This window comes from Roseinatronobacter ekhonensis, from assembly GCF_900499075.1.
GTDB classification, from domain to species: Bacteria; Pseudomonadota; Alphaproteobacteria; order Rhodobacterales; family Rhodobacteraceae; genus Roseinatronobacter; species Roseinatronobacter ekhonensis.
Genome location: NZ_UIHC01000002.1, coordinates 119,554 through 137,665, shown reverse-complemented (window position 1 = coordinate 137,665; position 18,112 = coordinate 119,554). Strand labels below are relative to the sequence as shown.

Below are 18,112 nucleotides of genomic sequence, written 5' to 3'. Positions count from 1 at the left end.
GTTCAATCCTCTACCGCGTCCAGCCCGCGCGCACCGATCAGCCGGTAAACCCAGGCGCTTTGCCCGTCTTCCAGCACCATCTGGTCGCGTCGATACTTTCGCCCGGTGCGCTCGTAGCGGTCAAGGCGGATCATCTCTGCCGGGGTCACGTCAAAGGCCACGCCGTCCAGCACCGTATCCGCGCCTTGCACAATGTCGCGCCCTGCCCCGCGCTGCCAACCGCGCAGCTGCGCGGGTTCGGCAGGCACCCAACGCCCCATGACGACCAAGCGCACCAAAGGGTTGGTCAGCGTGGCAAAGCCAAACACGCGCGCAGGGCCATCGGGCGGTGCGGGCGTGGCGGCATCTGTCGGCGGCAGGTAAAACGGGGCGCGAGTGATCGCATACCACACAGCAGCGATCACGATCAGGGCGATCAGGGTCATTTTGGTCATCCTCGGCAACTTGACAGAGCAGACGCCGCCGTCAAGCCTGCGCTGCGCGCCGCTTGCGCAGCACTTCCGAGATATAGAGCGCCATCGCCCCCCAGATCATGGGGAAGGCAATCAGTCGCGCCCCGTCAAAAGGTTCGCGGAACACGAGGGTCGAGATGAGGAAGATCATCGTCGGGATGGAATAGCCCGAAATCGCAATGGTCGAGAGCCGCAACCCTTTGGCTGCATTGGCATACAGGATCAGCGGCACCGCCGTGATAAAACCGCACCCCAGAAGCAGCAGCCAGTCGCGCGGCGTTGCCTGAAGGGTATAGAGCGTGCCCTGACCCGCCTGCCACGCCAGAAATCCGAGGGCAACGGGCAAGAGTATCAGCGCTTCCAGCGCAAACCCCTGATTGGGACCGATGGGCAGCGCCCGTTTGAAATAGGCGTAACTGCCCCAGCTAAACACGATGGCCAATGCCCCGACCGGCAACCGGCCTGCATCTACGGTCAACACGACGACCGCCGCAAAGGCCAGCGCGACCGCGCCCCATTGGCGCGCAGTCAGGCGTTCACCAAGCAGGGTTGCGCCCAGAAAGATGCTGAAGATCGGGTTGATATAGTAGCCCAAGGCCGCATCCATCGCCTTGCCGGATTGGATGAGCCAGACATAACTGCCCCAGTTGATAGAAATCAACGCGGCTGTAACCGTCGCCATGCCCAGCATCCGCGGGGTGCGGATTGCGGTGCGCAAATCCGCCGTGCGCCCCAACCACAAGAGCCAACACAAGGCCACGGGAAGCGCCCAGACGACGCGGTGGGCGACCACCTCTGGTGTGGGCACATGGCCCAGCGCCCGAAAGTAGAAGGGCAACATGCCCCAGATGGCAAAGGCGGCGATCGCAAAAGCAAAGCCGCGCGGGGTATCTTCATTCATGTGCGGCCAAGCCCGGCTTGCACGGCGGCAATAAACGCAGACCCGCGCGCTTCGAAATCAGGAAACTGGTCGAAACTGGCGGCGGCGGGTGCCAGAAGCACAGTGTCACCCGTTTGTGCCTCTGCCATGGCGCGGGCGGTGGCCTGCTCGATCGTGTCGCAAACCTCGTGCGGGTGCTCGCCCAGTTGCAGGGCGAAATCGCGGGCAGAATGGCCGATCAGATAAGCCTTTGTCACGCGGTCCAAATGCTGCGCAAGTGCTGTGATGCCGCCATCCTTGCCCAAGCCCCCTGCAATCCAGCGGATGCGCTCGAAGGCCTGCAAGGCCTTGGCGGCGCTGTCGGCATTCGTGGCCTTTGAATCGTTGATGTAGCGCACGCCACCCGCCTCTGCGACCAGCTGGCTGCGATGCGGCAGGCCGGTGAAGCTGGCCATCGCATCCTCTATCACGCGTGGGGCGGCACCAAGGCTGCGCGCCACCGCATAGGCCGCGCAGGCATTCTGGTGGTTATGTGCGCCCGGCAAACCCGGCATGGCACGCAGGTCGATGGACGCCACTTGCCGCCCTGCGCGGTATTCGGCCAGAAACCCCTTGCGTGCAAAGATGTTCCAACCCGGCCCGGCCAGCTTTTGCCCGGACGAGATGCGGATGACGCGAGCATCTTCCGCCGCCTCAGCCAGTTGACCGGCCATGAACAGCCCTTCCGGTTCATCGACGCCGATGACCGCTCGGTCCGGCCCGCCCTCGGCAAAAAGCCGACGCTTGGCCGCGAAATACCCGCCCATTCCGCCATGCCGGTCCAGATGATCGGGCGAAAGATTGGTAAATACCGCAATGTCGGGCGTGAGCGCGCGGGCGAGTTCGGTCTGGTAGCTGGACAGCTCCAACACCACGACCTCGCCCTCGACCGGCGGGGTAATGGACAAGACACCGGTCCCGATATTGCCCGCCATCTGGCAGGGACGGCCAAGCGCGGTCAGAATATGATGGATCAGGGCCGTGGTGGTGGATTTTCCGTTCGATCCGGTGACGGCCACGACCTTGGGCGGTTGGTCCATGGCCATTGTGTCTGCGGTGGCGAAACTGCGGAAAAACAGGCCGATATCGTTGTCCACCGGCACCCCCGCCGCCAGCGCCGCCGCGATATGGCGGTTGGGCTCGGGGTAGAGATGCGCAATGCCCGGACTGGAGACAAGCGCTGCGACTTGTGACCAGTCGGCGCGCGACAAATCATGCAGCGCGACGCCCTCGGCCTCTGCCCGAGCACGAGCATCCGGGCTGTCATCCCATGCCAGCGGCAGCGCCCCGCCCGCTGCAAGCGCATGGCAGGTTGCAAGCCCTGACCGGCCGAGCCCGAGCACAGCGACGCAGCGCCCAGCGTAACCTTGGACCGGGATCATGTAAGAGCCTTTCAACCGGAAGGGGCTGCGCCCCTACACCATTTCGTTCAGGGGGCTTTGCCCCCGCGCGGCCTCTTGTCGAGGCCACTTTCCCCCAGAGTATTTGCGGCAAGATGAAGGTGCAAGAGACGTGACTAACGCACCTTGAGTGTGGCAAGGCCGATCAGCGCCAGAACCAGCGCGATGATCCAGAAGCGGATCACGATTTGCGGCTCCGCCCAGCCCTTCTTCTCAAAATGGTGGTGGATCGGGGCCATGAGGAAAACCCGTTTCCCGGTTGTTTTGAAATACAGCACCTGGATGATGACCGAGAGGGTTTCGACCACGAAAATGCCGCCAACGATGCCAAGCACGATTTCATGCTTGATGGACACCGCAATCGCGCCCAGCGCACCGCCCAGCGCCAAGCTACCCGTGTCGCCCATGAACACGGCGGCTGGCGGCGCATTATACCACAAAAAGCCCAAGCCACCGCCGGCGAGGGCCGCGGTAAAGATCAGCAACTCGCCCACGCCGGGCACATAGTGCACATCCAGATAGGCGGTGAAATCGACCCGGCCCACCGCATAGGCAATGACCCCCAAAGTGGCACCCGCAATCATGACCGGCATGATCGCCAGCCCGTCCAGCCCGTCGGTCAGGTTTACGGAATTGGCAGCGCCAACAATGACGAATGCGCCAGCGGGGATGAAGAACCACCCCAAGGTGATCAACACCTCTGAGAAGACAGGAACCGCCAACTGGCCCTGCAACGGCTCTGGATGGGCATACATCGCGGCGGCGCTGGCCAGCACGCCGATCAGCGTGCCCAAGGCCAGCCGCACGCGACCGGGAACCCCTTTGACATTGCCTTTGGACACTTTGGCAAGATCATCGGCAAAGCCGATCAGACCAAAGCCGATCGTAACCAGCAACACGATCCAAACATACGGGTTGTCCAACCGCGCCCAGAGCAGGGTCGAGACGGTCAGCGCCGACAGGATCAGCAACCCGCCCATGGTGGGTGTGCCGGTCTTGGTCAGCAGATGGCTTTCGGGCCCGTCATCGCGGATCGGCTGGCCGTTGGACTGGCGCTTCTTCAAAGCGTTGATCAGGGGCCGCCCGAAGAAAAACCCGAAGACAAGCGCCGTGAAAAACGCAGCCCCCGCGCGAAAGGTGATATACCGGAACAGGTTGAACCCCGGCAGGGTATCGGCAAACTCGGTCAGCCAGAATAACATTGCAAACCCTTTTTCTGCGAGGACGTCGTGTCCAGTCCGCGTAGCGCATCGACAACGCGCGACACGCGGCTGCCCTTCGACCCTTTGACCAGCACCACATCGCCGGGCGCAACCAGCGTGTGGACATGGTCCAGAAGCGCTTCTGCCGCTTGGGTGCTGCGCCCGCGCTGTCGCAGCGGAAGCGCGGCATGCAGCTTGGCCATAAGCGGTCCGACGCAATGCACAAGGCGCACCTGCGCCATGGCAGGATCACCGGCCAATGCCGCGTGCATCGCGCCCGCGTCAGGGCCAAGTTCAAGCATGTCGCCAAGAATAGCGATACGCCGCCCGTTCGGACCGGGTTTTGTCTGGGCCAGAAGCGCGAGTGCGGCGCTCATGGATGCCGGATTGGCGTTGAACGCGTCGTCGATCAAAGTGAAGCTGGCCTCTTCAACCGGGTCGAGCATGATTTTCTGGCGCAACCCACGCCCGGCGGGCGGTTGCCATCGCCCGAGCGCAAGTGCCGCGCGCGCAAGATCGAGCCCCAGCGCATGGGCCACGCCAAGGCAGGCCAGCGCATTGCCAGCCGCATGTGCGCCGGAATTGACCAGCCGCACCGCAAGCGCCATACGCCCGACCTTGGCCCGCAGCACAAGGGCGGTTTCCGTCTGGCGGATGTCATGCAAATGCAGGGGAAGGTCACCTTCCCCGAAAGGCAAACAGGATGCTGCGTGGTCGGCCGCCGCAGCGTCAAGAATAGGGCTGGTGGGCAGGCCAGCCGGGTAGATGGCGGTGCCACCGGGTTCCAGGCCGGCAAAGATACTTGCCTTTTCCTGCGCTATCGCGTCCAGACTTCCCAAGGATTCGAGGTGGGCGGGCGCAACCGCTGTCACTATTGCAACATTTGGGCGGGCAAGCGCCGTAAGCGGCGCGATCTCTCCGGCATTGCTCATGCCCATCTCTATAACGGCGAAATCGGCGTCTTGCGGCAGGCGCGCAAGCGTGACGGGCACCCCCCAATGATTGTTGAAACTGGCTTCTGCGGCGTGAACCTTGCCGAACTCAGCCAGCATCTCGCGGGCCATGTCCTTGGTTGAGGTTTTCCCAACAGACCCGGTAATGCCGATGACCTGCGCCCGTGAGCGGGCCCGCCCTGCCGAACCCAAGGCGCGCAGGGCATCCATAACATCTGGCACGACAAGCAGGGGAGCGTCAGGCGCCACGCCCTCTGGCACGCGCGAGACCACGGCCGCCGCAGCACCTTTGGCAAGCGCATCTGCGACGAAATCATGCCCGTCGCGCGCAGCAGACAGCGCAATGAATAGATCGCCCGGTTGCAGGCTGCGGGTGTCTATGGAAATGCCGTCGGCCCGCCAATCGGACGTGACACGCCCGCCGGTTGCTTCGGCGGCATCTGCGGCGGCCCAGAGGGTCATGCGCGCTCCTCCAGCGCGGCGATGGCCAGCGACGCCTGTTCTAGATCATCGAACGGATACACGGTATCGCCCACGATCTGGCCGGTTTCATGGCCCTTGCCCGCAATCAGCAGCGCGTCGCCCGGACCAAGCGCATCCACCCCTCGCAGGATCGCTTCTGCACGGTCGGGCACTTCGGTTGCGCCGGGGCAGACTTTCAAAATCTCTGCACGGATAGTGGCTGGATCTTCCGATCTTGGGTTGTCGTCTGTCACAAATACAACATCAGCGTATTGCGCGGCGGCCTGTCCCATCAGGGGGCGCTTCGTTCGGTCGCGGTCGCCACCGGCCCCGAAAACCACAACAAGACGGCCCATCACATGCGGGCGCAAGGCTTGCAGCGCGACCGCCAACGCGTCTGGCGTGTGGGCGTAATCCACAAAGACCGTCGCGCCGTTTGCGCGCGTTCCCGCCTGCTGCATGCGTCCGCGCACGCCCTGCAAGCGCGGCAGATGGGCCGCAGCTTCGGCCGGGTCGCCACCGCAGGCCAGCACAAGACCGTAGGCCACCAGCACGTTTTCGGCCTGAAATCCGCCGATCAGGGACAGGTTTTGCTGATAGGTCACGCCATCATAGGAAAACCGCAGGATTTGTCCGGCAGCGTCAAAACGCTGACCAAGCAGCCGCAGGTCCGCATCGGCATCATGCCCGACAGTGAGCGTGCCAAGCCCGCGCGCTTCGGCAATGGCCAGCAGGTCCGGCCCGCGCGGGTCGTCCATGTTCAGCACCGCAACCCCGTCCTCGGGCAGAAGACGCTCGAACAACAGCGCCTTGGCCTGAAAATAGGCATCCATTGTGCCGTGATAATCCAGATGGTCCTGGGTGAAGTTGGTAAACCCCGCCGCACGCAGCGTAACGCCGTCAAGCCGCCGTTGGTCCAGCCCGTGCGAGGACGCTTCCATCGCGCAATGTGTCACCCCCTCGCGGGCCATATCCGCCAGCAGGCGGTGCAATGTCACACTATCGGGGGTGGTGTGGCCCAATGCAGCACTGTAGGCGCCCTCGACCCCGGTTGTGCCCAGATTGGCCGCGTCATGCCCCATCAGGGCCCAGAGTTGGCGCGTAAAACTGGCGACAGAGGTCTTGCCATTGGTGCCGGTCACAGCAGCCATGACGGCAGGCTGGGCGCCGAACCACAACGCCGCCGCTCCGGACAGGGCGGCGCGCGGGTCTTCGGCCAGCACCAGCGCAGCATCGGCCCCGGCCAGCGCCTGCGCTGCGATCTTTGCGCCCGCGCGGTCGGTCAGGATGGCGCGCGCGCCACGCGCCAGCGCCGTCGCGATGTAGTCTGCCCCGTGTACACGGCTGCCGGGCAAAGCGGCGAACAACATTCCCGCACGCAAGCTGCGACTGTCCAGCCCGATGCCGGTGATAACCACATTGCCGCCGCGACTTGGGTTCAGGCCAAGCTCTGACAGCGGGCGGGCGGGCAAATCGGACACGCGCGGGTTCCTTTTTGAAGGTCGGCGCAACACGCCGGATCGCAAACCTGTTACCCCGTTTTGCCGCACAGGTTCAATGGCCCGCGCGGCATGATCGGTCATTGCGCGCGGGCGTCCGCCTGCAAGCGCGACTCGGCTTCGGCCAGCGGCACCGGGCGCAGACCCAGAAGCGGCGCCACGCGCCGGGTGATCTCGGCAGCCATCGGGACCGCCGTCCAGCCTGCGGTGCGGCGCGGTTCGGGGCCGGTGGTGTCCACGGCCTCGTCCAGCGTGACGATCAGAACATATTTCGGGTCATGCGACGGGAACACGCTGGCAAAGGTGGCCAGAACCGCATCTTCCTTGTAGCCGCCATTCGGGCCGGGCTTGTCGGCAGAGCCGGTCTTGCCCCCCACCGGATACCCCGGAATACGCGCGAAAGAGGCAGTTCCCTCATGCACGACCCGATGCAATATCTGGCGCATCTGCGCCGATGTGCCGGGGTGGATGACCTGCGCGCCCTCTGGAACGCTGTCGCGGCGCAGCAATGTCGGTGTTACAAGACGCCCGCCATTGACCAGGCTTGCGTAGCCAGCGGCCAGCGCCACAGGGCTGGTCGTCATGCCATGCCCGTAAGAGATGGTCATGGCCGACAGTTCCGACCACGGGTCGGGCAACAAGGGACGGGCACGCGCGGCTTCTGACAGCTCAATCTGCGCTGACTCCAACAATCCGAATCGGCGCAGGAACGCCTGCTGCCGGTCTGGACCGATCTCCTGCATCATGCGCGCCGTACCGATATTCGACGATTTCACCATCACCTTCGTGACTGACATTTCCGATCCGTAGTCGCGGAAATCCTCAATCTCGAACCGGCCCCATTTCAGCGGGCCACGGGTATTGATGGTCGTATCAGGCGTCACTTCGCCCTCGTCCAGCGCCTGCGCCACGGCAAAGGCTTTCATGACCGAGCCAAGCTCGTAATAGCCTTGCACAGCGCGGTTGAAGAGCGGGCTATCAGCCGGTTCGCCCTCGGTGGGTGGTGCGGGGCGGTCATTGGGGTCAAAATCTGGTAACGACACAAGGCTCAACACCTCGCCGGTCTGCGCGTCCATCAGCACCGCACTTGCACCGCGGGCGTTCAGAACGGTCATGCCGCCCGACAACACCTCTGTAACCGTCGCCTGTATCGGCAGATCAAGCGACAGCCGCAAAGGTTGGTTGGCGCGGGCCGGATCGCGCAGGCGGTCTTCGAAGTACAGCTCCGCCCCGGCGACACCCAGAAGTTCCGCCGCGCGCACCCCCTGCTCGCCAAAGCGCGCACCGCCCAGAACATGCGCAGCCATGCGCCCGTTGGGATAGACGCGCATCTTGCGCGGGCCGAACATCAGCCCCGGCTCTCCGATGTCATGCACCGCCTGTTGCTGTTCCGGCGAAAGGCGTGTGCGGACCCAGACGAAGCGGCGGTCAGGATCGGTGAACCGGGCGGCAAGGCGGGCGACATCCATCTCTGGGAAAATGCGGCCAAGCTCGACCGCCGCGCGCTCGGGATCGACCATGCGACGGGTTTCCGCATAAAGCGCGTGGGTCGCCAGATTTGTCGCCAGCACGCGACCGTTGCGGTCAGTGATATCCGCCCGCGCGCCAGAGATATTCTCGACCATGCCGACGCGCAGTTCCAACGGCTCGGTTGCAGCCAGCAGACCCATGCGCGCGCCCAGCAGGACAAAGCCGGACAGAAAGATCAACGCCAGCACCAACAGCCGCACCTCGGCCCGCACGCGGCCCGTGTCGCGCAATTCCTGACGCCGCAGGCGCAGGTTTTCCTGCTCTATGCACGCAGGGTCCTGACCCTGCTCGCGCGCCTTCAGAATGCGCGCCAGCGGGCGCAATGGCGTGCGGATCATGGCTGCACCTCATCGTCTTGAGACTCCAATGTGCCCGATAGCTGCTCCAATGCGCCGAACACTTCGACCCCGGCCCCGACCTGCAACCGGGCGGGGGCGCTAGGGTAGGCAATCTCGTCGATCTCTCCGAAATGCTCCGCGGTGATGGGCACAAGCTTCAGCGCGGCAAAATTCACATCCACCAGTGCACGCAACCTGTCGGGCCGATTCAGATAGGCCCATTCCACCCGCTGAACGGCAATTTCCCCTTCCAGACGGTCGATTTCCCGCTCAAGGCTGGCGCGGGTGTTCATCGCCTGCTGCGTCAGGTGGTTTTCGCGGTAGGCCCATGTTGCAAGCCCGATTACCGCAAGGGCTGTGACCAGATAGACCAAGCTTCGCATCTGCTAAACCTCTGATATACGGGGCAACCCCAAGGCACTGCGGTCTGAAGGGCCGGGCGCGGCATCGGTGCGAATAGCCATCCGCAACCGCGCCGAACGGGCACGCGGGTTCGCGGCCAGCTCTGCGCTGTCTGCCGAAACCCCCTTCTTCTCGATCAATGTGAAACGCGCGGTGGTCTGCGGGGCTTCTGGCAGGAAACGATTTCCACCGCCCCCCTGCCCCGCGCGTTGCGCCAGAAAGCGTTTCACAACCCGGTCTTCCAGCGAATGAAAGCTGACCACGGCCAGCTTGCCACCGGGTTTCAGCGCACGTTCCGCCGCTTCGAGCCCGTCGATCAGCGCATCAAACTCGGCATTCACGGCAATGCGCAAACCTTGAAAACTGCGTGTGGCGGGGTTGCTTTGTCCCGGTTTCGGTCGCGGCAGGCAGCCCGCCACGATCTGCGCCAACTGGCCAGTGCGCTCTATCGGCGCGTCGGTGCGCGCGCGCAGGATAGCGCGGGCAATCCGGCGGCTGGCACGTTCCTCACCGTAATGGAACAGGATATCCGCAAGCGTCTCTTCACTGGCACCATTCACGATATCGCGGGCCAAAGGGCCGGATTGCGACATGCGCATGTCCAGCGGGCCATCCTTACCAAAAGAGAACCCGCGCTCAGGCAGGTCCAACTGCATGCTCGACACACCCAGGTCCAGAACGACCCCGTCCAATGGCTGGCCCGCATGTTCGTCCAGTTGCGCGAAATTTCCCTGAACCAGCCGCAGCCGGTCGCCAAATTCAGCCCCCCAATCGCGCGCCATGTCCAGCGCAAGGGGATCGCGGTCCACACCGATCAACTGGTCGACGCCCGCGCGCAACAATTCGCGCGCATAGCCGCCCGCGCCCAATGTGCCATCCAGCCAAACCCCCGAAATCGGGGCCAGATGCGTCAGGATGGGCTGTAGCAGAACAGGGATATGCGGGTTTTGATCGGACATCACACTCAGCGGCGGCGCGCAAGCAGGTCGCGCATCAGGTCGGCCTCTGTGCCCACGGCGCTGGCGGGGCGGGGCGGCAGATGGATGCGCGGGTCGAAATCGGGGGCCTGATCGGACAGGAACACCTCTGTGCGCTCTGACTTGACCGCATTGAACGTGTCATCCTTCCATATCTGGAAATGATCGCCGCGCGCCATGAACAGCGCGGCCTCGTTCGGCTCCAGCCCCAGCTTGTCGCGCAGACGCTGGGGCAACACGATCCGGCCATCCTCGTCGATCTGCACATCTGACGCGTGGCCGTGAAAGGTCAGTTCCAGCGTTTCGCGTTCGGGGCTGCCGGGTTGCATCAGGTCGATGCGCTCCTCGATATCCTCGATCCCGTTCAACGTGTAGCAATCCAGCCGCTTCTGGCTGTCTAACCCGTAAACGATGACAAGATTGGGGCGCAAACCTTCGGTCCAGTCGGGGTCACCCGCTTCGACCACGCGCCGGAAGCTGGCCGGGATAGACACCCGACCCTTGCTGTCCACCTTCTGGTGGAAAGAGCCTCTGAACCTGCGTGCCACGTTGGGCGGTCCTTCGTCTGCGCAGGGCGCGTATCAGGCGCCCCAAATGAAAACGGCGGATCGAGCTGCTGCCACTGCCCGATCCGCCGACTGTCCCATCGCTGGGTGCCCGGTTGGCGCTCGCTTCCTTGGGGGGAGGGGATGCTACTCGCGAGCGCGCCGGATCTGTGTTTTTTGCAGATAAAGCGGGTGCCTGTATGAACTCTGCCTCGGTGGGGTCTTGGTGCCCCTGTGCTGCCCGTTTATCTTGGAACAATGATTGCCACGGGATTTCATGGTAATCAATCACCAATTGGCTGGATCTACCAGAATTTCGGCCGCCCCGGTGGAACTAGATACAGTATTTGGCGATGTGTATTCGCCAGTTTGTCTATATATAGTGAGAACAAAAACAGATCACATCAATATAGAAGGCAAAATGCTGAAAGATCGAACTTGGAAAATTCATTCCCGTGAAATCCCGATGAGTTTTCGGTGACCGTGAGTATGTTGCCCCTTCGCCACAGAAAACACGGGTTCAGGGCTGAATTCCACAAAAAACACGCACGAATCACGGTGGAGTGATTCGTGCGTAGCCGCCTTCAAGACCGGCGAAAGCAGATTCCATGCAGTCCCAGCAGACAGTCTTGACCCCACCCAAGCCGGGTTCTAGACCGTCAGAGCGCCGCGATCATCTGGGTGGCGATGCGCGTGTAGGCCTCGGCGACAGGGCTATCCGTGGCCGCGACCGGCACGCCGCCGTCACCCGCCAACCGCACTTCCAGACTGAGCGGCAACTCTCCCAGAAACGGCAGCCCTTGTTTTTCGGCCTCACGCCGTACGCCGCCATCCCCGAAAATATGCTCTTCATGGCCGCATTTCGGGCAGATGAAGGTCGACATATTCTCGATCAGGCCCAGCACGGGCGTTTTCAGGGTCTGGAATGCACGGAGCGCCTTGCGGGCATCCAGCAGCGCAACATCTTGCGGTGTCGACACAACAAGCGCGCCGCGCACCTCGAACTTGGTGCACAAGGTAAGCTGGATATCCCCAGTTCCCGGCGGCATGTCCACCAGCAGCACATCCAGTTGGCCCCATTCGACTTGCGTCAATAGTTGTTGCAAGGCTCCCATCAGCATCGGGCCACGCCAGATGACCGCATCGTCGCCCTTCAGCATCAACCCGATAGAGATCATGCGCACGCCATGCGCTTCGGGCGGGATCATGCGCTTGCCATCGGGAGAGGACGGGCGTTTGTCGACGCCCATCATTTTGGGCTGGCTTGGTCCGTAAATGTCAGCGTCCAGCAGTCCGACCCGCAACCCCTGACGCGCGAGCGCCACGGCCAGATTGGCCGCGACGGTGGATTTGCCCACACCCCCTTTTCCCGACCCGATCGCGATCAGGTTGGTCACGCCGGGCACGGGCTGGCGCCCTTCTTGCGGGGTCGGGTGGCGCCCGACCTTCAGGCTTGGCGCGGGTTTGGGGGGCGTATGCGCCGTCAGCGCGACCGCCACAGACTGCACGCCGGGCAGCGCCGCGACTGCACGCTCTGCCGCAGCGCGCACGTCTGTATAGGTCTTTGCAATCTCAGCTGTGGGGGTTTCGATGACAAATCGCACCGAATTGCCATCCACCACCAAGGCGCGGACAAGATCGCGCGCTACAAGCGTGCCGCCATCGGGCAAAGCGACCGAGTCGAGGGCTTCGAGAATCGTTTCGCGCATCGGGGTCATAAGGTGCTCCATACTTACTTGGTGAATAAATGGGCATCGCAGGGCGTGCGACAAGGGGCCATCTCCGTGGTCGGCACAAAGCGGCGCCGGCACACCAAAGGCCCGAATTCCGGGCCATGACACCGAAATCAGACATTGAATGCACAGGTTTTTGTCAAATGACGGCGCGCCCCGCACAATGATGGTGCAGATTGCAAATTTACCTAGCGTAAGCATGACTCTAGCGCATAGCGGCATTGCAGCATTCTGCATTGTGCAAGCGCAGCAATTCCCTATCTTCAACTTCAACAGGGCCGCGACGGCCACAGCGAAACAAAAGGTGCATCATAATGGCACATATTGCAGAAAATATCGGCATCGGCAGCTTTCGTGCGCCATTTGGCGGGTTGTTCGGTCGCATTGCCGACGCGTTTGCGCGTCGTCGCGTTTATAACAGAACCTACGCGGAACTGAATGCCCTCACCACGCGCGAGCTGGATGATCTGGGCATCAGCCGTTCCATGATTTCGCGCCTCGCCTACGAGGCCGCGTTCGAGAATTGAGTTTCAGGCCCTACCCTCCTCCCGGGGCTTGATTACGGCGGCGACTGTTTCCTCCTCCCTCGGTCGCCGCCACAAATACCGCGCCGGACGGTCAACCCGGATCGCGGCACAAGACGACCGCCCTTATCCTCCTCCCGAGGGCGATCGCGGGGCATACCGGCCTCCTCCTCCCTGCCGGTGCCCCAAGACCGGGCCTTTGGCCTATGACATTGTGACGGCCCCCTCCTCCTCCCTAGGGTCGTGCAAAAATCGGCGGTAGTCCCTTCCTCCTCCCTGGGACTACCGCCTTTTTCATTTTCAGATGTCATTTGGTCAGAAGTAGCTGCGCACCAGCGCTTCGGAAATCAGCCGCCAGCCATCCGCAATCACGAAAAACGACAGCTTGAACGGCAGCGAGACAATGGCAGGTGGCACCATCATCATCCCCATTGACATCAACACCGCCGCAACGACCAGATCTATGATCAGGAATGGTAGGAAGATCAGGAAACCGATCTGGAACGCCCGCGCGATTTCGCTGAGCATGAAGGACGGCACCAACACCGATAACGGCGCATCCGGCCCGAGCGCGCTCTGCGGTGTCGGGCGTAGGCTGGCAAGGCTGTCGAACGTGGCCGCATCGACCCGCGCCGCCATGAACTGCCGGAACGGGTCTGCCGCGCGCACGAACGCCTCTTCCAGCGCGATTTCTCCGTCGTTCAATGGCACGATCCCGTTTTGCCATGCGGCGACAAAGACCGGCTCCATCACGAAATAAGTCAGGAACAACGCGAGCGACACCATCAACATATTGGGCGGCGACTGCATAAGCCCCAAGGCTTGGCGCAGGATGGCCAGAACGGTCACGATAAACGGAAAACACGTCACCATGACCAGAATTCCGGGCACCAGACTGAGCAGGGTCAACAGCACCACAAGCTGCGCGCCCCGCAGCGCGAGCGAGCCATCCTCGCCGAATTGCAGGCTGATATCCTGCGCAGCCGCGGGCGCGAGTACCGCCAGCCAGATCGCCAGCCCAAGCCAGATGACGCGCCATGTCATCGCTCAGAGCATCTCGTCTAGATTGGCGAGTTCGGTGAGTTTCACGCCAAGATAGCCTGCCTGCTCCCCTTCCAGTTCCTGCAATTCCCCGCGCGCAATCAGCTTGTCGCCAACATACAGTTCCACAGGGTCATCGATACGACGGTCCAGCGGCAATACGGAGTCGCGGCGCAGCCGCATCAGCTCTTTCACCATCGGTCGCGCGAAACCGACAGAAACAATGATCTCCAGCGGGACTTGCCCCAGAATGGCATGTCCCGTCCCGTCGGTTTCTGTTGCGGGCAATGTGGTGTCATCCATGCGCGGCCTCCTTCTTGGGTGACGAATGATCTGGCAGGGCACTCAGACCGGCGCGGAGTGCGGACATCGCGCCGTCAAGGTCGATATGGCGCGCGTTCTGATCTATTCGGATCGCCACTTGCGATTCCGTGAAACTGGGTTCTTCAACCAACAAAATTTCCATCCCGTTGACCGTCTTGACCAGTTCGGACATGCCATCCACCGCTCCCGGCGCGCAAAGCAACTCCAGCCGCCCTGAGAATTGGCGCGTGCCGAGGGCCCGCAATTCACGCGCCAGCAAACGGGGTAACGCTTCGGGCAACAGGTCCGGCAACAGCACCGTGATCATCTCTCCGGCAAGTGCCATGAAACTGCTTTCCAACTGGTCGCGGGCCTCGTGAAAGCTGAAACTGATCGCCTGCAACGCCTCCTCGGCTGCGGCGCGGCGCAACGCATCTTCGTCGCGCATCTGTTCCAGCGCATCTGACCATCCTGCACCGTAGCCTTCTTCAAATGCCCGCGTACGCAGCATCTCGGCATCTTGCGGGGTGAGCGGCGCACCATCCTCCAGCGCGCGATCACCGTCAAAGCACTCCAACTTCAACAGGGCGTGGCTCATGACGGCTCCTTTCGGTCGTCCATCCAATGGCGCAGCAGCTGGGCGGATTCGTCCTGACGTTCCTCGATCAATCGGCGCAGGCGCGCGACCGGATCCTCGCGTCCGTCATCCTCGGCAGCCTGACCTGCCAGTCCGCCGTCAAACCGTTCCAGGTCGCCACCCTCGGGCAGCAGCGGAGCGTCGAGCGCGAACCTGTCGTCGCGCCGTCCTTCGGACCGCGCCGCGCGCAGGATCGGCTTCAACACGAAGAGGATGAAGATCGCCAGCACGGCCAACAAGAACCCCCAGCGCAGCAGGGTCATCATATCCAGAGCGGTGTTGGCAAAGAGACCCGAGCGCGCCTCTGTGCCGAGTGCCGTTGTCGGTTCGAACCGCAGCGATTGCAACGTGATGACATCGCCGCGTGCCTCGTCGTAGCCCACGGCCGAGGCGACCAGCGTGCGCAACGCCGCAAGCTCTTCGGCATCGCGGGGGCGCCATGCCAGTGTGCCGTCTGGCTGCTCTTCTTCGATGCCGTCAATCAGCACCGCAACCGTCATGCGGCGGATCGAGCCAGGCGCGCGCTCGATCTCGCGCAGCGTTTCGGACATATCGTAATTCGTGCTTTGCCGCGTTTGGGTTTCGGTATTTTCCGCAGCGCCCGCATCGTCTGCCGCGTCGCCATCCGGCAGATTGGACGCCACGGTTACCCCTTGCGCACGCGAATCCGAACTGGTCATTCGGGTTTCTTCGGTGTCGGCGCGTATGGCGACCCGTGTTTCGGGGTCTATCCGGCGCTCTGTAATGGTTTCACGATCCGTCACCATGTCGAGGCTCAGCTCCACAACCGACCGCCCCGGACCGACATGCGCCTCCAACAAGCGTTCGACATTACGCCGCAATCCGCGCGCGCGATCAGCCGATTGTGCCGCCGGTTGCGTGGCGTCATCGGGACCCAGCACAAGGCCGTTCGCGCCATCAATGACAGAGACATCCTGCGGCGTCATTGCAGGCACCGCCGACGCAACAAGAAAGCGCAACGCGCGCGCCTGCTCGGCACTCAATGCGCCGCCCGAAGTTGTCACCGAAACCGAAGCTGTGGGGGCAATATCGCGCCGGAACACCCCGTTTACCCCTTGGGAAATATGCACACGCGCACTACGCAAGTGCGGGCTGGCCACGATCGTGCGCGCTAATTCGCCCTCTTTCGCGCGCCAGTAGGCGGCGTCGAACATTTGCGACGTGGTGCCAAAACCGGTCAGCGAGTCGAGCAATTCGTAGCCGGTATGCGAATTTGCAGGCAAGCCCGAAGAGGCCAGCATCAGCCGCAATTCATCGCGCTGCGGGGCAGGCACATAAATCGCGTCGCCGCGCACCTCATAGGCGACATTGCGCGCTTCCAAGGCCTGGATCACGTCGCCTGCCGCGGCCTCTTCCAGTCCCGCATACAGCAATGCCTTGGCCGGTTGCATCCCAAGCTGGGCGATAAACATGATGACCGCGAACGCGCCAACGCCCACACCCGCCAGCATCAGCCTGCGCTTGGTATCGAGTGTCGTCCAGAACGCCTGAACCTGCTGCACTGCACTGCTCCCTTCCTGCGGGCCTTCTGCCCGTTCGACACTGCCAACATCGCCGCCATGACTTAAGATTCGGTTAGTGACCTTTTGGTAGAAACAAGAAAATCAAAGTGCCAAGCGAGGACCCATGTCGCAAACCGCGGACGAACCACCCGTCGACCCTGAAACTCTTCCTAAAAAGAGTAGCTTGAAGCCTATTCTTATGGGCGCTGTCGGGGCGTTGGTCCTTGGTGGCGGCGGCTTTTATGCCGTCTATTCGGGGCTGATTCTGTCAAACGAACCCAAGCCTGCCGCACATGCCGACAGTGCAGACAGCCGCCCTGCGCCCGTCTATATGCCCATCGAACAACTCACTTTGTCGCTGGCCACGCCCGGTGCGTCGCAGCATCTGCGGCTGTCGGCCCATATAGAGGTCGCCGACAATCGCCTCGCAGAGGCCGAACAATTCCGTCCGCGGTTTCTGTCCGTGATCAACACCTACCTGCGCGCGATAGAGCCGCGTGACCTGGAGGACCCGACCATTCTGATCCGGCTTCGGGCACAGCTTTTGCGCCGCTTGCAGATGGTCGCGGGCGAAGACCTCATCAACGATTTCCTGATTACCGAATTCATCTTGAACTAAGGAGCCGCGACTATGGACATCTTGGCAGATATCGCCATCGGAACGTGCGCCCTGCTGGCAGCGGCCTATTGTATGCTGTTGTCGCGCAGGTTGCGCGCCTTCACCCGGCTCGACGGGGATGTGGGGCGCGCCATCGCGCTCCTGTCGTCGCAGGTCGATCAACTGACAAAAGCGTTGGCGAAGGCCGAAGCAAGCTCGACGGGCCGCGAACGCATGCTGCAAGAGCAGATCACCGCCGCAGAACAAGCCGCGCGCCGGTTGGAACTGCTGATGGCCGCTGAGCGGCCAAACATGGCAGAGCGCAGTCCAGACCCGGCGCCGTCCGTCGCCAACAGCGCGGTCTGGGATGATCGTGGCACGGATTTCGAACCCTTGGCGCGTGCGCCTGAAAAGCGCTTGCGCACAACGCGGGCACGGGTTGGGGGGCGGGTATGACACAACGCGCCAGATCGCGCGGCACCGGCATGGGGTTTGTACTGCTTTTGCTGGCAGCACTGTTTTTCGCCGCTGGCTTGTCACAGCTCAGCTTGGGCGTCGCAAACGCGATTGCCGCCGAGGATACGGCACCGGCGCCCGCGCAGACCCCTGCCGCCATTGATGGCGGCGCGCTGTTCGAGGCATTGCGCGCCCGCGAGGCGCAGGTCGCCGAAACCGAAAAAGCACTGGAGGCCCGCGCCGAAGCCTTGCGGGACGCGGAAAAAAGCCTGCGCGCCCAACTTGAACAACTGCAGGCCGCCGAGGATCGGCTCGCGGCCACTTTGTCGCAAACAGAAACGGCAGCGGAAACCGACCTGACGCGGCTGACGACCGTGTTCGAACATATGAAACCACCACAGGCGGCGGCCCTGTTTTCGACCATGGAAACAGAGTTCGCCGCCGGTTTCATTGCCCGGCTCGACCCGCAATTCGCGGGCGAGGTGATGGCAGAGCTGGACCCGACGCTGGCCTATGGAATCAGTGCAGTGCTGGCGGGTCGTCACGCGCGAACCCCGCGCAACTAAGAACCATTGCCCACCAAGACCTCTGGCGATCGCAACCGAAATTTAAGCTCCG

19 protein-coding genes are annotated in these 18,112 nt (G+C 62.8%); 4 read left to right on the top strand and 15 right to left on the bottom strand.

From position 1 onward, the window contains the following. Positions 1 to 2 precede the first annotated feature (2 nt). From ROE7235_RS01625 to ROE7235_RS01575, 11 genes are all read right to left on the bottom strand, one after another. Positions 3 to 425: a gamma-glutamylcyclotransferase family protein gene (locus ROE7235_RS01625; protein ID WP_183073251.1), complete on the bottom strand. Its 423-nt coding sequence runs from the start codon at positions 423 to 425 to the stop codon at positions 3 to 5. Between the two features lie 40 nt (positions 426 to 465). Further along, positions 466 to 1,353: an EamA family transporter RarD gene (gene rarD, locus ROE7235_RS01620; protein WP_121092917.1), complete on the bottom strand. Its 888-nt coding sequence runs from the start codon at positions 1,351 to 1,353 to the stop codon at positions 466 to 468. Continuing rightward, positions 1,350 to 2,753 (bottom strand): UDP-N-acetylmuramoyl-L-alanine--D-glutamate ligase, encoded by a 1,404-nt coding sequence (murD, locus tag ROE7235_RS01615; RefSeq protein ID WP_121092916.1) that lies wholly within the window; start codon positions 2,751 to 2,753, stop codon positions 1,350 to 1,352. The genes rarD and murD overlap by 4 nt, the downstream gene beginning before the upstream one ends. Positions 2,754 to 2,887: 134 nt before the next feature. Further along, positions 2,888 to 3,973, bottom strand: a complete 1,086-nt coding sequence (gene mraY / locus ROE7235_RS01610; protein ID WP_121092915.1) for a phospho-N-acetylmuramoyl-pentapeptide-transferase — start codon at positions 3,971 to 3,973, stop codon at positions 2,888 to 2,890. Beyond that, positions 3,958 to 5,388 (bottom strand): UDP-N-acetylmuramoyl-tripeptide--D-alanyl-D-alanine ligase, encoded by a 1,431-nt coding sequence (locus ROE7235_RS01605; RefSeq protein ID WP_121092914.1) that lies wholly within the window; start codon positions 5,386 to 5,388, stop codon positions 3,958 to 3,960. Before ROE7235_RS01605 ends, mraY begins: the two co-directional genes overlap by 16 nt. Then, positions 5,385 to 6,869, bottom strand: coding sequence for a UDP-N-acetylmuramoyl-L-alanyl-D-glutamate--2,6-diaminopimelate ligase (locus tag ROE7235_RS01600; RefSeq protein WP_183073249.1), 1,485 nt, complete (start codon positions 6,867 to 6,869; stop codon positions 5,385 to 5,387). Before ROE7235_RS01600 ends, ROE7235_RS01605 begins: the two co-directional genes overlap by 4 nt. A 98-nt stretch (positions 6,870 to 6,967) precedes the next feature. Continuing rightward, complete coding sequence (locus ROE7235_RS01595; RefSeq protein ID WP_121092912.1) at positions 6,968 to 8,755, bottom strand: peptidoglycan D,D-transpeptidase FtsI family protein; 1,788 nt, start codon at positions 8,753 to 8,755, stop codon at positions 6,968 to 6,970. After that, the gene (gene ftsL / locus ROE7235_RS01590) at positions 8,752 to 9,138 is read right to left on the bottom strand and encodes a cell division protein FtsL (RefSeq protein WP_121092911.1); all 387 of its coding nucleotides are present in this window, start codon (positions 9,136 to 9,138) and stop codon (positions 8,752 to 8,754) included. The genes ROE7235_RS01595 and ftsL overlap by 4 nt, the downstream gene beginning before the upstream one ends. Before the next feature lie 3 nt (positions 9,139 to 9,141). After that, positions 9,142 to 10,116 carry a 16S rRNA (cytosine(1402)-N(4))-methyltransferase RsmH gene (gene rsmH / locus ROE7235_RS01585; protein ID WP_121092910.1) on the bottom strand — a complete coding sequence of 325 codons (975 nt, stop codon included), beginning with the start codon at positions 10,114 to 10,116 and terminating at the stop codon, positions 9,142 to 9,144. A 5-nt stretch (positions 10,117 to 10,121) separates the two neighbouring features. Further along, on the bottom strand, positions 10,122 to 10,682 hold the full coding sequence (gene mraZ, locus ROE7235_RS01580; RefSeq protein WP_121092909.1) for a division/cell wall cluster transcriptional repressor MraZ: 561 nt from the start codon (positions 10,680 to 10,682) through the stop codon (positions 10,122 to 10,124). A gap of 656 nt (positions 10,683 to 11,338) precedes the next feature. Beyond that, positions 11,339 to 12,397: an Mrp/NBP35 family ATP-binding protein gene (locus ROE7235_RS01575; protein WP_121092908.1), complete on the bottom strand. Its 1,059-nt coding sequence runs from the start codon at positions 12,395 to 12,397 to the stop codon at positions 11,339 to 11,341. Between the two features lie 329 nt (positions 12,398 to 12,726). Between ROE7235_RS01575 and ROE7235_RS01570 the strand changes: the two genes are divergently transcribed. Next, positions 12,727 to 12,939, top strand: coding sequence for a DUF1127 domain-containing protein (locus tag ROE7235_RS01570; protein ID WP_121092907.1), 213 nt, complete (start codon positions 12,727 to 12,729; stop codon positions 12,937 to 12,939). Between the two features lie 312 nt (positions 12,940 to 13,251). Here ROE7235_RS01570 and fliP read toward each other — a convergent pair whose 3' ends face one another. The 4 genes from fliP to fliF are packed head-to-tail and all read right to left on the bottom strand — an operon-like array spanning position 13,252 to position 16,440. Continuing rightward, positions 13,252 to 13,980 (bottom strand): flagellar type III secretion system pore protein FliP, encoded by a 729-nt coding sequence (fliP, locus tag ROE7235_RS01565; RefSeq protein ID WP_121092906.1) that lies wholly within the window; start codon positions 13,978 to 13,980, stop codon positions 13,252 to 13,254. Positions 13,981 to 13,983: 3 nt separating this feature from the next. Next, positions 13,984 to 14,280 (bottom strand): FliM/FliN family flagellar motor switch protein, encoded by a 297-nt coding sequence (locus tag ROE7235_RS01560; protein WP_121092905.1) that lies wholly within the window; start codon positions 14,278 to 14,280, stop codon positions 13,984 to 13,986. Continuing rightward, positions 14,273 to 14,878 (bottom strand): hypothetical protein, encoded by a 606-nt coding sequence (locus ROE7235_RS01555; RefSeq protein ID WP_121092904.1) that lies wholly within the window; start codon positions 14,876 to 14,878, stop codon positions 14,273 to 14,275. Before ROE7235_RS01555 ends, ROE7235_RS01560 begins: the two co-directional genes overlap by 8 nt. Continuing rightward, positions 14,875 to 16,440, bottom strand: coding sequence for a flagellar basal-body MS-ring/collar protein FliF (gene fliF / locus ROE7235_RS01550; RefSeq protein ID WP_121092903.1), 1,566 nt, complete (start codon positions 16,438 to 16,440; stop codon positions 14,875 to 14,877). The genes ROE7235_RS01555 and fliF overlap by 4 nt, the downstream gene beginning before the upstream one ends. Positions 16,441 to 16,624: 184 nt before the next feature. Between fliF and ROE7235_RS01545 the strand changes: the two genes are divergently transcribed. Genes ROE7235_RS01545 through ROE7235_RS01535 form a run of 3 tightly spaced genes read left to right on the top strand, consistent with a single transcriptional unit; the run spans position 16,625 to position 18,060 of the window. After that, positions 16,625 to 17,059 (top strand): flagellar basal body-associated FliL family protein, encoded by a 435-nt coding sequence (locus tag ROE7235_RS01545; protein WP_245963852.1) that lies wholly within the window; start codon positions 16,625 to 16,627, stop codon positions 17,057 to 17,059. Positions 17,060 to 17,071: 12 nt separating this feature from the next. After that, complete coding sequence (locus tag ROE7235_RS01540) at positions 17,072 to 17,494, top strand: hypothetical protein (RefSeq protein ID WP_121092901.1); 423 nt, start codon at positions 17,072 to 17,074, stop codon at positions 17,492 to 17,494. Next, the gene (locus tag ROE7235_RS01535) at positions 17,491 to 18,060 is read left to right on the top strand and encodes a MotE family protein (RefSeq protein ID WP_121092900.1); all 570 of its coding nucleotides are present in this window, start codon (positions 17,491 to 17,493) and stop codon (positions 18,058 to 18,060) included. The genes ROE7235_RS01540 and ROE7235_RS01535 overlap by 4 nt, the downstream gene beginning before the upstream one ends. The last annotated feature ends 52 nt before the right edge of the window (positions 18,061 to 18,112 follow it).